Annotated in this window: 13 protein-coding genes; 7 read left to right on the top strand and 6 right to left on the bottom strand. The window is 71.4% G+C overall.

Annotated elements, in window-relative coordinates:
* Window positions 1–21: 21 nt before the first annotated feature.
* The 5 genes from eda to ABZ822_RS19870 form a co-directional block, all read right to left on the bottom strand.
* Window positions 22–663, bottom strand: coding sequence for a bifunctional 4-hydroxy-2-oxoglutarate aldolase/2-dehydro-3-deoxy-phosphogluconate aldolase (gene eda, locus ABZ822_RS19890; protein ID WP_360855395.1), 642 nt, complete (start codon window positions 661–663; stop codon window positions 22–24).
* A 168-nt stretch (window positions 664–831) separates the two neighbouring features.
* Window positions 832–1,761 (bottom strand): sugar kinase, encoded by a 930-nt coding sequence (locus ABZ822_RS19885; protein ID WP_360855730.1) that lies wholly within the window; start codon window positions 1,759–1,761, stop codon window positions 832–834.
* A gap of 215 nt (window positions 1,762–1,976) precedes the next feature.
* Window positions 1,977–3,425: an ROK family protein gene (locus tag ABZ822_RS19880; protein ID WP_360855392.1), complete on the bottom strand. Its 1,449-nt coding sequence runs from the start codon at window positions 3,423–3,425 to the stop codon at window positions 1,977–1,979.
* Window positions 3,426–3,518: 93 nt separating this feature from the next.
* On the bottom strand, window positions 3,519–4,448 hold the full coding sequence (locus tag ABZ822_RS19875) for a glycoside hydrolase family 16 protein (protein ID WP_360855390.1): 930 nt from the start codon (window positions 4,446–4,448) through the stop codon (window positions 3,519–3,521).
* Window positions 4,449–5,217: 769 nt separating this feature from the next.
* On the bottom strand, window positions 5,218–5,661 hold the full coding sequence (locus ABZ822_RS19870; protein ID WP_360855387.1) for a MarR family transcriptional regulator: 444 nt from the start codon (window positions 5,659–5,661) through the stop codon (window positions 5,218–5,220).
* A 283-nt stretch (window positions 5,662–5,944) separates the two neighbouring features.
* On the opposite strand from ABZ822_RS19870, the gene upp reads away from it, so the two are divergent.
* The 6 genes from upp (at window position 5,945) to ABZ822_RS19840 (ending at window position 14,503) form a co-directional block, all read left to right on the top strand.
* Window positions 5,945–6,610 carry a uracil phosphoribosyltransferase gene (gene upp / locus ABZ822_RS19865; protein ID WP_360855384.1) on the top strand — a complete coding sequence of 222 codons (666 nt, stop codon included), beginning with the start codon at window positions 5,945–5,947 and terminating at the stop codon, window positions 6,608–6,610.
* Window positions 6,607–7,527 carry an EamA family transporter gene (locus tag ABZ822_RS19860; protein WP_360855381.1) on the top strand — a complete coding sequence of 307 codons (921 nt, stop codon included), beginning with the start codon at window positions 6,607–6,609 and terminating at the stop codon, window positions 7,525–7,527. The genes upp and ABZ822_RS19860 overlap by 4 nt, the downstream gene beginning before the upstream one ends.
* Window positions 7,511–8,248 carry an HAD family hydrolase gene (locus tag ABZ822_RS19855; protein WP_360855378.1) on the top strand — a complete coding sequence of 246 codons (738 nt, stop codon included), beginning with the start codon at window positions 7,511–7,513 and terminating at the stop codon, window positions 8,246–8,248. Before ABZ822_RS19860 ends, ABZ822_RS19855 begins: the two co-directional genes overlap by 17 nt.
* A 246-nt stretch (window positions 8,249–8,494) precedes the next feature.
* On the top strand, window positions 8,495–12,331 hold the full coding sequence (locus ABZ822_RS19850) for an amino acid adenylation domain-containing protein (protein WP_360855376.1): 3,837 nt from the start codon (window positions 8,495–8,497) through the stop codon (window positions 12,329–12,331).
* 116 nt (window positions 12,332–12,447) lie between these two features.
* On the top strand, window positions 12,448–13,389 hold the full coding sequence (locus ABZ822_RS19845; RefSeq protein ID WP_360855373.1) for a pseudouridine-5'-phosphate glycosidase: 942 nt from the start codon (window positions 12,448–12,450) through the stop codon (window positions 13,387–13,389).
* A gap of 31 nt (window positions 13,390–13,420) precedes the next feature.
* Window positions 13,421–14,503 (top strand): alkene reductase, encoded by a 1,083-nt coding sequence (locus tag ABZ822_RS19840; RefSeq protein WP_360855370.1) that lies wholly within the window; start codon window positions 13,421–13,423, stop codon window positions 14,501–14,503.
* Window positions 14,504–14,627: 124 nt separating this feature from the next.
* On the opposite strand, the gene ABZ822_RS19835 is transcribed toward ABZ822_RS19840, so the two are convergent.
* Entirely contained in the window at window positions 14,628–15,062 is a 435-nt protein-coding gene (locus ABZ822_RS19835; RefSeq protein ID WP_360855366.1) for a ribonuclease domain-containing protein, read from the bottom strand.
* Between the two features lie 241 nt (window positions 15,063–15,303).
* On the opposite strand from ABZ822_RS19835, the gene ABZ822_RS19830 reads away from it, so the two are divergent.
* Window positions 15,304–15,810, top strand: coding sequence for a GNAT family N-acetyltransferase (locus tag ABZ822_RS19830; protein WP_360855363.1), 507 nt, complete (start codon window positions 15,304–15,306; stop codon window positions 15,808–15,810).
* The last annotated feature ends 31 nt before the right edge of the window (window positions 15,811–15,841 follow it).

Genomic DNA, 15,841 nt, shown 5'->3' with positions numbered 1-15,841 from the left:
GGCACCGGCAGGCAGGGCGCGTCAGACGGTGCTGGACGGAGGCGCCGCCTCCGCCACCCGCGCGAGCAGATCCGCGACCCGCTTCGCGACGGAGTCACGGTCCCCCTCCGAGAGCGCCGATCCCATGCCGACCGCCGCGGCTCCCGCCGCGATCCAGTCCGGGGCGTCCTCGACCGTCACACCACCGGTGGGCAGCAGAGGCGCCTGCGGCAGCGCGGCCCGTACGTCCGAGATCCAGCGCGGGCCGTGGTCCGAGGCCGGGAAGACCTTGATGGCGTCCGCGCCGAGCTCCATGGCCCGCACGATCTCGGTCGGCGTGGCGACGCCGGGGAAGATCGGCACGCCGTAGCGGTGGGCCGTGCGGATCACGTCTGCGTCCAGGGACGGCGAGACGAGGAAGCGGGCGCCCGCGTCGATCGCCATCCGCGCGGACGGGGCGTCGAGCACCGTCCCGGCGCCGATCAGCGCCTCGTCCCCGACCTCCCGGCTGAGGGTCGTGACGACCTCCAGCGCGAACGGCGTGGTCAGCGAGATCTCCAGCGCCCTGATCCCCCCGGAGATCAGGGTGTCGGCCGCGGCAGCGGCCTCGTCGTAGCTCCCGGTACGGATGATGGCGAAGACCCGCTGTGCCAGAACGGCACGGGTGATCTCCCAGCGGTACACGGCAGTTGGCCGCCTTTCTCGGTCGGGCGCGCGTCGAGTCGTACGTCGTACGCGATACGTCGTAGGTGGTGCCTGGTGCGTCGTACGTGGTGCTCTGTGCGTCGTGCGTCGTGCGTGGTGCTCGTGGGGGGGGGGGGAGTCTCGGGAGCGGTGGTGCTGTGGTCGGAGTCAGCGGTGGACGGAATCGCCGCCCTCGGTGAAAGCGGCGAGCGCACGGTCCCGGGCGGCGGCGGTCGGCAGACCGTCGGTGTCCGCCGGAGCCTGGACGACGAGCGCGGCGACACAGGCCCCTTCGGCCAGCGCCTCCGGCTCGGACAGCCCGCGCAGGCGGCCGGACAGGTAGCCGGCGGCGAAGGCGTCCCCCGCACCGACCGGATCCGCGAGCGGCACCTCGAAGGGCCGCTGGGTCCACCGCGCGCCACCGGTGACAGCGGTCGCGCTGTGGTCCGTGCGCTTGATCACGATCGTACGGGCGCGTCCGGCGTCCAGCAGCTCGGCCGCGGCCTCGTCGGCGGGCCGGGCCGTCAGCAGCTCCAGCTCCTCCTCCCCCGCGAGGACGACGTCGGCCTCCCGCAGCAGCGGACCGACCGTGCCGGCCCACTGCTCGGGGCCGCCGAGCTTGCGCCGTACATTGGGGTCGAACGAGACGGTCACGCCGGCCGCCCTCGCCAGCTCGATCAGGCGGACGGTCGCCTCCGCCGCGGTCGGCGACAGCATCGGCGTGATGCCCGAGAGGTGGACCAGCCCGGCGCCCTCCAGCGCCTCGCGGCGCAGGTGCTCGGGCGCCATCCGGGAGGCGGCGGAGCCCGCACGGTAGTACTGCACGTCGATGGCCCGCGCGGGATGGCTGTCCCTCAGCAGCAGACCGGTGGGGGCGTGCTCGTCCACCTCCGCGAACGTCACGTCGACACCGTCGGCGCGCAGCTCGCGCAGTACGGCCTCGCCCGCCGGGTCGGCGCCGACCCGGCCGATCCAGCGGGTGGGGTGGCCGAGCCGGGCGAGTCCGGCGGCCACATTGGACTCGGCACCGGCGACGGAGCGGCGGAAGTGCACCGCACGGTCGAGCGGAATGCCCGGCTCCGCGAGGAGCAGCAGCATCGCCTCCCCGCACGTGACCGCCCACGGCCCGTTTCCCACCGTTGCCTCCGCTGCTCGCCCGTACGCCTCGTACGCTCGCATCTGCCGGAACCGTACCGGTCGGCCCGGGCAACGCCCGCGCCGGGTCACGGCGTTCCGTGCCGGGCCCGTTACGGCCCGCGCGTACGGGGCCCCCGCGGCCTGCCGGAGCGGGGCGGGGCGCCGGTGGGGCCCGGTCAGGCGGGGCGGGGCGCCGCGGCCGGCGGGTGACCTGAGGTGTGCGCGGAAACCCGTGCACGGCCGGGCGCGGCCGGGCTCTCCGGGCCGGGCAGGCGCGCGTGGCCGGGCGGAGACCCGGGAGCCGGTACGGGCCGTGGGTCCGGTACGCGCGTGGGCGCGCCTCCGGTGTCCAGAAACCGACCCAGCGGAAGGGTCGCGGCACCGACCGTCACCGCGTCCGCGCCGAGGCGGCCCAGCTCGATGGTGGTCTGGGCCCAGGGGTGGCGCAGTGCGTGCGCCGCGGCCGCGGTCCGTACGGCGGGCAGCAGTCGCGGCCCGAGCATCAGCCCCGCCCAGCCGCCGAGCACGATCCGCTCGGGGTTGAAGAGATTGACGAGACCGGCGATGCCCGCGCCCAGGTACTCCGCGGCTTCGTCGAGGACCGCGACCGCCGCAGGATCGCCCCGGTCCGCGCATCCGGTCAGCTCGGCGACGGCCGACTCCTCGTCCGGGCCGCTCGGATCGCCGCCCGCCTCGCGCCAGCGGTCCAGCAGGGCCGCCGCGCCGATGTACGCCTCGAGGCAGCCGAGAGCGCCGCAGCGGCAGCGCCGCCCGCCGACCCGGAGCGTGGTGTGGCCCCACTCCCCCGCGCTGCTCGACGCGCCCCGGTACGGCGTGCCATCGGCGATCACGCACGCGCCGACGCCCGAGCCGATCAGGGCGATGACGGCGTTGCGGGCGCCGCGGCCGGCGCCGAACCACGTCTCGGCCCGGCCCAGCGTCTTGGCGCCGTTGTCGATGTGCAGCGGCAGCGACGTCGACCGGCGGAGCAGGGCTTCGAGGGGGACGCCGTCCCAGCCGGTCGCCTGGCCGTGCACCACGGCCCCGTCGGGCCCCGTGGCGTCGACGATGCCGGGCACCCCGATACCGATGCCGAGGACCGGTGCGTCGTCGAGGCCCGCGCCGCTCAGGCCCGTGTCGTTCGGCGCGGCACCCATCAGGCCCGCACCGCTCAGGCCCGCATCGTTCGGCGCGGCACCCATCAGGCCCGCGTCGTCGAGCACCGCGTCGAGGCCGTCGAGGACGAGCCGGACGACGCGTTCCACGTCGTGGCCCTGTCCGGCCAACGGGAGGTCGGCAGAGGCGATTTCGGCCAGCGCCAGGTCGAACAGCCCGACGCGCACCCGGGTTTCACCGACGTCCACACCCACGAGGCGGCCACTGCCGGGCGCGACGCGCAGGAGGGTACGGGGACGGCCGCCGTCGGAGGCCGCCGATCCGGCCTCCTCGACCAGCCCGTCCGCGACCAGTTCACCGACGACATTGCTGACGGAGCCGGAGCTGAGTCCCGTGACGGGCCCCAACTCCTGTCTGCTCAAAGGGCCTTCGAAGTACAGATGCCGCAGCAGCAGGGCGCGGTTGGCGCGCCGCAGATCGCGCACGGTCCGCCGGCTCGGCTCGCCCATGGGTGCCTCCCTCCCGCAGGCAACCTAGCCTGCGGGAGGGCGGCGGGCGACTGCCCGGGCACCGCCGGGTCGACCGCGGAATCGGGCGCTCGCCTACGCCGTGACGCGTACGTAGTCCACGACGAGTTGCTGGGGGAAGACCGTGCCGCCGTCAGGGTCGCCCGGCCAGTAGCCGCCGACCGCGAAGTTCATGATGAGGAAGAACGGGTGGTCGAAGACCCACTTGTTGCCGTTGAGGTCGGCGGGCGTGCGGGTCTGGTAGACGGTGCCGTCCACGGACCAGGTGATGGAGTCCGGGGCCCAGTCGACGGCGAAGGTGTGGAAGTCGTCGGAGAACTTCTGGCCGTCGGGCAGCGTGTGGCCCGCGCCGATGCCGCCCTCGCCGGAGTACCCGGGGCCGTGCAGGGTGCCGTGGACTGTGCCCGGCTCCTTGCCGACGTTCTCCATGATGTCCAGCTCACCGCAGGCGGGCCATCCGGCGCTGCCGATGTCCTCGCCGAGCGCCCAGAACGCGGGCCAGACCCCTTGTCCGCCCGGCAGCTTCATCCGCGCCTCGAAGTGCCCGTACTTCTGCGTGAACGTCCTCGCGGTGTTGAGGCGGGCGGAGGTGTACTCGCACCGGCCGTACCAGCACTGGTAGTCGGCCGGGTTCTCCTTCTTCGCCGTGATGACGAGGTTTCCCTTGCCGTCGAGCGCGGCGTTGTCCGTACCGCTCGTGTAGTACTGCCGCTCGTGGTTGTTGACGTTGTCGCCGGTCTCCAGCTGCCACTTGCCGCCGTCGACCGGGCTGCCCGCCGGACCGTCGAAGTCGTCGCTGAAGGTGACGGCGGCCGGGGACTGCGCGCGCTGCTGCGCGGCGGGGCCTGCCTGCGCGGAGGGGGCAAGGAACGTCGCGGTCAGGGCCGCCGCGGCCGCGGCACCGATCAGGGCCGTACGGGTACGGGTACGGGCCCCGCGGATGGCGGGCGCCCCGTCGCGGTCCGGGTCCCGGGTGGTGGCTGCGGCCGTGTCGCTGGTGATCATGTGGGGGTGCTCCTTCTCTTGCGTCCCGCCGCCGTTCCGCTGGTCATGCGCACCGGGTGGTGGCCGGTCCAGGCGGGCGGGGCGGGGTCTGCGGGGGGAGGGTCCGCAGGCGGCCGTCCGGGCAGGACACCTGCACATGGCATGCACCTGCCATACAACGGGCCGCCGACGGGCGTGGAGCTGTCGCCGGGATTAGTCTGAACCTTAGTTCACGCCTTGGTTTAACCGATACGGGAAAGGGCCGTCAACCCTTCGGGCCGTGAAGGGAGTTGGGCCCAACCACTCCCTCGCGAACGCGCGGCGCGAACGCCGGCGAGCGATCCGGGGGCATGACACGGGGTCGAGTCCGGACCGGGCCGGGATGCGCGAGAGGTATGCGCTCGCGACCATCGCGACGCTCGTCACGAAGTGGGCGGATCCAGGTGAAGCGCGCACCGTGTATGCTTATCAGCATCGACGGTCGTCAACTCGACGACTTCCGGGGCCCGTTCGTGCCGCTGCAGCTCAACTGCCGTCACGAGGCCGTCCGTACGGGGCACGCAGACGCCCTCAGCACCACATCCGGTCCCTGCCGGTCACCAGGGAAGCGCCTCGGTCGCCATCGGCCACCTCGGCCGCGATCCCGACGCCGCACAGCGGCCTCGCAGCGCCCGGACCGGATTCCCTACCGCCACGGACGCCATGTCCGTACGGCCGACGGCCCCGAAGGATCATCACCTCCGGGGCCGTCGGCACCGAGCCGGACGCCTGTGACGGTCGCCGGCTCCCCTCAGTCGCGGAACGCCGCCTGAGGGGCGTCCCCGAGGCTGAGCAGGAGCTTGCGGAGCAGGTGGTTGAGCGTTTCGCGCTCGTCCTCCTGGAGGCCGTCGAGCAGGCGGCGCTCGTTCTCCACGTGGCTCACCACCACACGGTCGACGAGCGCACACCCTTCGTCGGTGAGGGTGATGAGCAGGCGGCGGCGGTTGTCGGGGTCGACCTGACGCGTCACCAGGTCGCGGCGCACCAGGCGGTCCACCCGGTTGGTCAGCGCCGACGACCCGACCATCGACGTGGCCACGAGATCCTTCGGAGTCAGGGTGTGCGGGGGGCCGTTGCGCCAGAGGGTGGCCAGCACGTCGAACTCCCACGCCTCAAGGCCGTGGGTGTGCATGTGATCGCTGATCTCCTTGGAGAGCAGCCGGTGAGCGCGGTGGATACGGCCGATGGGGGCCATGGGTGAGACATCCAGATCTGCTCGTTGATCAGCCCATTGACTCAGGATCACGTCAACCACGTCATTCATTCGACACCCGAACGTTCGACATCAAACTGTTTGACACCAAGCTAGCAACTTTCTAGCATCGGCGAACAGTTCGACATCGGAACGTTCGACTACGAACACTTTGACGTGAGGCCGGAGTGGGGACGGTCATCGTCCGCGCCCGGCGCAGTTCAGCGGTGTGGCTCCGAGCGGCAGTTGCCTGCCGCGTTCGCCTGCCGCCAGGAGGGGGGGACCCATGACAACGGTCAGCAATGTGGTGCTGCTGCCGCAGACCAATCAGTTACGCGCGCTGCACACGGTCATCCGTGACAGGAACGCTTCCCAGACGGACTTCGCGGTCTACTCCCGGAGGATCATCCGCCTGCTCCTCGAAGCGGGACTGGACCTGCTGCCCTTCGAGAAGCGGGAGGTCACCACCCCGGTGGGGCAGACGTACGACGGGCTGGGCTTCACCACGCCGCTGTGCGGCGTATCGGTGGTCCGCGCGGGCGAGAGCATGGAGACGGAGCTGCGCGAGATGCTGCCCGGCATCAGCATCGGCAAGATCCTCATTCAGCGGGACAAGCAGACCAAGCTTCCCGATCTGCTCTACAAGAACCTCCCCGGCGACATCGCGGAGGGCCATGTTCTCCTGCTGGAGCCCATGCTCGCCACGGCGGGTTCGGCGCTCGCCGCCCTGGACGTGCTGCGCGACAGCGGAGTTCAGGACGAGAGGATCGTGCTGATCAACTTCCTGGCGTCGCCGCAGGGACTGGAGCGCGTCGGCCGCGCGGCCCCGGCCGTGCGGATCGTGACGTCCGCCGTGGAGGACGGTCTCAACGAACACGCCTTCATGGTTCCCGGGATCGGGGACTTCGGGGACAGGTTCTTCGGCACGCTCCCGCGGACCGGCACCTCATGAAGGACCGAACCGGGCTCGACTCGGCGCTGACGTCCCTGGCACCCATGGTGTGGGGCAGCACCTACCTGGTGACCACCCAACTCCTGCCGCCCGACCGTCCCTTGCTCGCGGCAGCGGTCCGAGCCCTGCCGGGCGGACTGATCCTCACCGCGGCGGGCCGGACACTGCCCCAGGGCCGATGGTGGTGGCGCGCCCTTGTCCTGGGAGCCCTGAACATCGGGTTCTTCTTCTACCTGCTCTTCGTCGCCGCGTACCACCTGCCCGGTGGAGTGGCCGCACTCGTGGGCTCCATCCAGCCGGTCATCGTCCTGCTGCTGTCGGCACTGCTGCTGCGGGAGGCGATACGCGGCCGGCAGGTCGTCGCCTGCCTGCTCGGGGCGCTCGGCGTCGGGCTGCTGGTCCTGGGCCCCAAGGCCGACCTCGACACCGTGGGGGTGCTCGCGGGCATGGGCGGAGCCGCCTGCATGGCGACCGGGATCGTGCTGACCAAGCGCTGGGGCCGGCCCCCGGGTGTCAGCCTGCTCACCTTCACCGGCTGGCAACTCGCCGTCGGCGGCCTGCTGCTCGCCCCGGTGGTCCTCTTCGCCGAAGGTCTTCCTGCTCGCCTGACCGCGCCGAACATCGCCGGCTTCGGCTATCTCAGCGTCATCGGAGCGCTCTTCGCCTACGCCGTCTGGTTCCGCGGCATCGAGCGGCTGCCCGCGCTGACGGTGTCGATGCTCGGCTTCGGCAGCCCGCTGGCGGCAACGCTCCTCGGCTACGCCTTCCTTCACCAGAAGCTGACGCTCGTGCAGGCGGCAGGGGCCGTGACGGTGGTGGCCTCGGTCCTGCTCGTCCAGAGAATGCCCGCGCGAAAAGTCCGACCGCACGACGACATCCACCCTGTGAAGGAGCGGACCCATGACCCAGTCGCCTGACATCACCGGGGCGGCGCAGCCGCCGGCCGCGCCCGACGCGGAAGCGGTCATGACACGCCTGGTCCTGTTCGACCTCGACGGCACCCTCATCGACACCCCGAACGCCATCGTCACGACCTTCACCGACACGTTCGCGTCGCTCGGCATCCACGGCATCACCGCCGACGCGATCCGCGGCACCATCGGCCGTCCCCTGGCCGAGGCCTTCGCACTCCTCATGGGCCTCCCCGCCACGGCCGACCCCGTGGAGGCAGCCGTCGCGCGCTACCAGGTGTTCTACCGCGAGCGGATCGTGCCCCAGGCCCGGAAGCTGCTCTACCCCGGCGTGGTCGAAGGACTCGCGCGTCTGCGCGCGAACGGCATGACCCTGGCCGTCGCCACCAGCAAGTTCACCACGAGTGCCGACATCCTTCTGGTGGCGGCCGGCATTCGCGACGAATTCGCCATGGTCGTCGGCGCGGACGCCGTCACCGAGCCGAAGCCGGCCCCGGAGTCGGGCCTCCTCATCGCCGCGGAACTCGGCCACCGTCCCAGCCGAGCCGTCATGGTCGGAGACACGACGCACGACGTGCTGATGGCGCACAACGCCGGCATGCGCTCCATCGCCGTCACGTACGGCATCCACTCCCCGGCCCAGCTCGAAGCCGCCGAGCCCACCTGGACGGTGGAGAGCTTCCCCGCGGTCGTCGATCACCTCCTCGGCGCCCCGCAGAACGCCTGACGGCGTCGATCGCGCACGCCTGACATGCCTTCCGGCCGCCCTCGTACGAGGGCGGCCGGGGCTGCCGGCAGCTTGACCCTCTGACCGCTGCAGCCGCTCGGCGGCGACCGCGACCGCGGCCGTCGTCCTCACCCACATCGTGTGCCGGCAGAACAGACCACCTCCGGCACCTCGGCCCGGCCACCGGCCGGGCCTTTTACTACCCACAACTACGGGGGATCACCCGCAATGACCATTCAGGCACCCATGTCCGGACTGTTAACCGAGTACGCGTCGCTGCGCGGCCTGCTGCACCGTCAGGCGCGGCTGCGCCCCGACGACATCGCCGTCACCGCCGTCGGCGGTGACCTCACCTTCCGCGAACTCAAGGCCGAGGCCGACCGGTTGGGCTCCCACCTGGCCGCGCTCGGTGTAGAGCCCGACACCTGTGTCGGGCTCTACACCGAACCCTCCGCGGATCTGGTGACCGGTGTGTGGGGCATCCTCACCGCCGGCGCCGCCTACCTGCCGATGTCACCCGAGTACCCCGAGGCCCGGCTGAGGTACATGGTCGAGAACGCGGGCGTCCGGGTGGTCGTCACCCAGCCGCACCTGCGCGACCGGCTCTGCCGTTTGGTCCCCGAGGGCACGACCGTGGTCACCGCCGCCGACGCCCCGGCGGCCGGCACCTCTCTCGCGCTGCCCGACGCGCAGAGCGATCACCTCGCCTATGTCATCTACACCTCCGGAAGCACCGGTAAACCTAAAGGCGTGATGATCGAACAGCGCAGCATCGTCTCGCAGTTGCGCTGGCTGGAGAATTGCGGCCACCTCGGCCCGGACGTGTCCATCCTGCAGAAGACGCCGATGAGCTTCGACGCCGCGCAGTGGGAGATTCTGGCGTGCGCGGTCGGCGGCCGGGTCGTCATGGGCACTCCGGGTCTCTTCCGGGACCCGCTGGGCATCATCACCATGATCTGCGAGCACCGGGTGACCGCCCTGCAGGGTGTGCCGACGCTGCTGCAGGCTCTCGTCGACAGCGAAGAGCTCGGCGCCTGCACCTCCCTGACAGACGTCTACTCGGGAGGTGAGGCCCTCACCCGCACCCTGGCACAGGATCTGTTCCGGGCGCTGCCCGGCGTCTCGCTGGTCAATCTGTACGGCCCGACCGAGACGACCATCAACGCCACGTCGTTCTGGGTCGACCCGGACGCCCTCGACCCGTCGTCCCCCGGGATCCTCCCGGTCGGCGTCCCGGCCGACAACGTCACCTGCTACATCCTCGACGAGAACCACCAGCAGGTGGACATCGGCGAGAGCGGGGAGCTGTTCATCGGCGGAATCCAGGTGGCCCGCGGTTACATCGGCTTGCCCGAGGTGACACAGGACCGCTTCCTCATATCGCCGTTCGACCCCTCCGAGCGTCTCTACCGCACGGGTGACCTCGCCCACTGGAACCCGGACGGCACGATCCAGTTCATGGGCCGCACCGACAACCAGGTCAAACTGCGCGGCTACCGGGTCGAGTTGGAAGAGGTCGCCTCCCGGATCGAGGAGCACACCTGGGTCCGCAAGGCCGCCGCGGTCGTCACCGACGACCCCCGTACGGGAGGCAAGACCCTCGTCGCCGCGGTCGAGCTCAACGAACGCACGGCCGCGGTGATGGACCAGGGCCGCAGCGACGCCGCCCACCACCAGTCGAAGGCGTCCAAGCTCCAGGTCAAGGCCCAGCTCTCCAACCCGGGTCTGCGCGAGACGCGGCAGCTGGCGGGCCGTCACGCCCTCGACCTGCCGGGCCGGGAAGGCACCGAGGAGCAGCGGCGGGTGGCCTTCGCCCGCAAGAGCTACCGGTTCTACGACGGCGGCGGGATGACAGCGGACGACGTGCTCGCGCTGCTCGCCCCGCGCTCGGTCGAGGCCGCCGCACCGCGCGAGGTCACCGACCTCACGCTCGACGAACTCGGCGCGCTGCTCCGCTGGTTGGGCCCGTTCAGCAGTGGCGAGCGACTGCTGCCGAAGTACGCCTACGCCTCGCCCGGAGCCCTCTACGCCACACAGCTGTACCTGGAGATCGACGGGCCGGCCGGCCTGTCGGGCGTCTACTACCACCACCCCGTCGACCACACCCTGGTCCGTGTCGGAGACCTCCCGGAAACCGGCCGTACCCCCGGCCTGAAGCTGCACTTCCTCGGCAAGCGGCAGGCCATCGAGCCCGTCTACAAGAACAACATCGTCGAGGTGCTGGAGTTCGAGGCCGGTCACATGCTCGGCGTGCTGGAGGAGGTCCTGCCCGGCCACGGGCTGACCGTCGGCCCCGTGGGCTTCGACCCCTCCGTCACCTCACGGCTCGACGTGGCCGACGACGACCACTACCTCGGCACGTTCGCCGTCACCGCGCACGACGGCGGCCCGCGCCCGGACGAGGTCGAGCTGTTCGTCCAGGCACACGACGACCGAGTGGCCGGGCTGCCGGGCGGCCTGTACCGCTACCAGGACGGCGAACTGCGGTCGCTGGGTGAGGAGACGGTGGAGCGGCGGCACGTCATCGCCATCAACCAGGGCGTGTACGACCGGGCGTCGATCGGCATCAGCGCAGTGTCCCGTGCGGAGGACGCATGGCGCCACTACATCGTGCTCGGCACACTGCTGCACCGGCTCCAGCGCACCCCGGGCCTGGGCTTCATGTCGTCCGGGTACTCCTCCAAGACCGGCAACCCGTTGCCGGCCGCCCGGCGCCTGGACGACCTGCTCGCCGCGGCGGACGTCCCCGCGGCCCCGGCCTCGTACTTCTTCGTCGGCGGGCTCATCACGTCCGAGCAGACCGCGCACGAGGGCATGAACGAGGACGCCGTCCACACCCAGGGCCCGGCGGAGGTGATCCGCGACGACCTCGCGCAGTTCGTGCCCGACTACATGATCCCCGCACGGGTGGTCGTGGTGAACGAACTGCCGCTCTGCGCGAACGGCAAGACCGATGCCAAGGCCGTCGTCCAGCTGCCGGAGGTGACCGCGGCCACCGCCGCGGGCGTCTACGTCGCCCCGGCGACGCCGACCGAGCAGTGGCTCGCGGCCGAGTGGGGCCGGATGCTCTCCTACGACAGCGTTTCCACGCAGGACGAGTTCTTCGCCTCGGGCGGCAACTCCCTGCACGCCGTGGCGCTGGTGAACCGGATCAACAAGGAGTTCGGGACGCAACTCCCCCTCCAGGTGCTCTTCGAGACACCGAAGCTGGAGGATCTGGCCGCCCGTGTCGACAGCGGTGCTTCCGTGCGCAGCTCCCGTCTGGTGCCGCTGCACCACTCCGAGTCCGGCACCCCGGTGTTCGCCTGGCCGGGACTGGGCGGTTACCCGATGAACCTGCGGCTTCTCGCCCAGGGCGTGGACCTCGACCGGCCGGTGACCGGAATCCAGGCGCACGGCATCAACCCCGGCGAGGTGCCGTACCCGACGATCCGGGAGACGGCGATGGCCGACATCGCCGAGATCCGCCGGGTCCAGCCCTCGGGCCCGTACACGCTGTGGGGCTACTCCTTCGGCGCCCGTGTGGCCTTCGAAGCGGCCTGGCAGCTGGAGCAGTTCGGCGAGAAGGTGGAGAACGTGCTGCTGATCTGCCCCGGCAACCCCGAGGTCCGGGGGCACGACGTGGAGCGCTGGGGCCGCGAGGCCTCGTTCGCCAACCCGGCCTACGTCACCATCCTGTTCTCCGTGTTCGCGGGCACCGCCCACGGCCCCGACGTGGAGACCTGCCTGCGTGAGGTCACGGACGAGGACTCCTTCGTGGCGTTCGTCCACACGCGGATGCCCGCTCTGGACGAGGGGACGATCCGCCGCATCACGCGGGTCGTCGCCGAGACCTACGAGTTCGAGTACACCTTCCGCGAGCTGCAGGAGCGCCGCATCGAAGCTCCGGTGACGATCTTCAAGGCGCGCGGCGACGACTACTCGTTCCTGGAGAACGTCTCCGGCTACTCCGCCCGGCCGCCCCGGGTGATCGACCTCGACGGCGACCACTACGACGTGCTGAAGCAGCACGGCGTCGGGGAACTCATCGCCACCATCCGGCAGGCGGACGGCGATCGCCGGTCGAGCGCCGGCCGCCCGTAGAACTCCTCGCCCCGCGGCTCCCCTGCCGCGGGGCGAGGCCCCCGCCCGCCCCACCGCATACGGATCCACTGCCGTGCCGCACGCCGGTGCGAGCCCCTCCCTACCGAAGGAACCCGATGAGTCCTGCGAGCTCCGCGATCCCGATCGTCTGCACCGAAGAGGTCGGCGAGGCCCTGCACGAGGGCCGCCCGGTCGTCGCGCTGGAGTCCAACGTCATCACGCACGGCCTGAAGTACCCGCACAACGCCGAGACGGCGGCCGAGGTCGAAGCGGCCGTGCGCAAGAGCGGTGCGGTCCCGGCGACCGTCTGCATCGAGGACGGCGCGATCCGCGTCGGCATGACCCAGCAGGACATCGAGCGCTTCGCGTCCGGGTCCGGCATCCCGAAGGTGTCCAGCCGCGATCTGCCGGTGGTGCTGGCCCGCGGCGGCCGTGGCGCCACCACGGTCGCCTCCTCGCTGGTCGCCGCCGAGCTCGCCGGGATCCCGTTCTTCGCCTCGGCCGGTCTGGGCGGCGTCCACCGCGGCGCGGACACCACCATGGACATCTCCTCGGACCTGATCCAGCTGACCCGCTCCAAGGTCGCGGTGGTCTGCGCGGGCGCGAAGATGATCCTCGATCTGAAGCTGACCATGGAGTACCTGGAGACGCAGTGCGTCCCGGTGATCTCCTGCGGCTCCGACGACTTCCCCGCGTTCTACTGCGCCTCCAGCGGTGTGAAGGCCCCGCACCGCATCGACGACGAGGACCTGATCGCCCGGGTCGTCGCCACCCACTGGGCCGCGGGCCACCCCGGTGGCGTGGTCATCACCTCGCCGCCGCGCGCGGAGGACGCCGTCGACCCCGCCGAGGCCGAGGCCGCGATCACCGATGCCCTGCAGCAGGCCGAGCGGGACGGCGTCGGCGGCCAGGGTCTGACCAAGTACCTGATGCACGCGGTCGACCGGGCCACCGGCGGCCGTACCGCCCAGGCCAACATGGCCGTCCTCATCTCCACCGCCGAGGTCGGGGGCCGCATGGCCGCCGCCTACGCCCGCCATCAGGCCGCCGGCTCCTGACAACGGTCTCCTGACAACGGTAAGGAACTTCATGCCCTCCCTGTTGACCCCCGTCACGCTCGGCAAGATCGAGCTGAAGAACCGCCTCGTCATGGCGTCCATGACCCGCAACCGGGCCAACCCCTCAGGCAGCGCCACCGAGTTGATGGCCGACTACTACGCCCAGCGCGCGTCCGCCGGCCTCGTCATCACGGAGGGCACGCAGGCCTCCCAGGTCGGCCAGGGCTTCCTCAACACCCCCGGCCTCCACGCCCCCGAGCACGTCAGGACCTGGCGCACCGTCACCGACCGCGTCCACGCCCGAGGCGGCAGGATCGTCGTCCAGCTGATGCACTCCGGCCGCATCGGACACCCGTCCCTCTACGGCAGCGGCCATCAGTCCGTCGCGCCCTCGCCGGTCGCCGCCACGGGCCAGTGCTTCACCCCGGAAGGCCCGCAGGACTACCCCGTCCCGCACGAACTGACGGCCGATGAGATCGCCGCCACCGTCGAGGACTTCGTCACCGCATCCCGCAACGCGGTCGAGGCCGGGTTCGACGGCGTGCAGATCCACGCGGGCAACGGTTTCCTGCTGCACCAGTTCCTCGCCGAGAACACCAACCACCGCACCGACGCCTACGGCGGCTCGATCGCCGGCCGTATCCGCTTCACGGTCGAGGTCACCCGGGCCGTCGCGGCCGCGATCGGCAATGAGCGCACCAGCGTGCGCCTCTCCCCCGGCAACCCCTACAACGACATCGCCGAGGGCGACACCGAGGCGCTGTACGCGGCTCTCGTACCGGCCCTGCCGGAGCTGGCCTTCCTCGAGGTGTCCGAGATGGTCACCCGACCGGTGACCCGTGCGATCCGTGCCCTCTGGCAGGGGAACCTGGTGCTCAACCCGCACGCCACGCCCGACTCCTTCCCGGCCACCGCGGACACGGCCCAGCAGGTTCTCGACGAGGGCCTCGCCGACGCCGTCTCGCTGGGCGCCCTCTTCCTCGCCAACCCCGACCTGCCCGCCCGTATCCAGGCCGGCGGCCCGTTCAACGCCGCCGACGCGTCCACCTACTACGGCGGCGACCACCGCGGCTACACCGACTACCCGGTACTCGGCGAGGGAAGCGGCCGGTGACGCACGGCCCGACGCGGACCCCGTAGCCCGCGACGCGGACCCCGTAGACCGCATACGCCGAGCGGCGGCCGCTTGTGGGGGAAAGCGGCCGCCGCGGCGGGGGGGTTGAGCCGTCGGTCCTCGGTCAGCAGGTGTAGTCGACGAGGTCGAAGGACTCGTAGTGGTCGGCGGTGTAGTAGTCCTCCTTGTCCTTCTCACCGGTCACGATGCGCCGGGCACCGCGGTCGGGCGAGCCGGGGGTCTCCACCGTGTACTCGTGGTAGTAGCCGGAGTCCTGCTCGGGCAGGATGCCCTCCCGGTTCGAGAAGACACCGTCGTCCTCCGGGTACGGGTACGGGCCGTCCTTCTCGATGAGGTCGAGCGTCTCGTTCGCCTCCTTCGGCAGCTTGGACTCGCAGATGTCGCCGATGTCGGCGGCCTGCTGGGCGACCTGGGTGCGCTGGACGGGGGCGGGTCCGGCGTCGGTCGTCGCCGACGCGAGAGCCGGACCGCCGATCAGAAGGGCGGAAGCGAGGGCGCCGAGGGCGCCGATCCTGAGGAATCGTGGGGGGATTCGCATACCGTTCAGCATGACGCGCGTAGAGCGCGTCATGTCAACGCCAAGTCACCGGAATTCCCCAGGAGTTCACAGAATCCCCGCATCCAAATGCGGTCGAAACGGGTCAGTCGAGACGCTGTTGGCGTCACCGGGCGACCGCCGCTCGGGCCCGCCGGGGACGACCGGAGCCGTGTGTCGACATGTCTCCCCGGCACGGCGAAACCGAGTGGTGGCCGGGCACGGTACGCGAGAGCATGGCCGCATGCGCATCCGGGCCGTCCGCGACGGAGAACTCCCGCTCCTCCAGGACATCGAGAGGGCCGCAGGGCAGTGGTTCCACGCCATCGGCATGCCCGAGATCGCCGGCGACGCACCGCTGCCCGTCAGCGAGTTGGCCCGCTACCAGCGGGCCGGGCTCGCCTGGGTGGCGGTCGACGGTGCCGACCGCCCGGGCGCCTACGTCATCGCGGAACCGGTCGACGGCAACCTCCACGTGGAGCAGGTGTCCGTCCATCCGCACCACGCGCGCCGCGGAGTGGGCCGGTCCCTGCTGGACCATCTCGCGGACCGCGCCACGGCCTGCGGAATCCCGGCCCTCACCCTCTGCACGTTCGCCGATGTGCCCTGGAACGCGCCCTACTACACGCGCTGCGGCTTCCACCGCCTCCACGAGAGCGCCCTCTCCCCCGGGCTGCGCGCCATCCGGCGGCGGGAAGCGGCCTACGGGCTGGACCGGTGGCCGCGGGTCTGCATGCGCCGCGACCTCTGACCCAACCGCTTCCGTGCCCCTGCGCCCTCCG

Origin of the sequence: Streptomyces sp. NPDC047108 (genome assembly GCF_040643575.1) — a bacterium.
GTDB lineage: Bacteria > Actinomycetota > Actinomycetes > Streptomycetales > Streptomycetaceae > Streptomyces.
The sequence above is the reverse complement of the archived record's forward strand: the minus strand, read 5'-3'. Positions and strand labels throughout refer to the sequence as shown.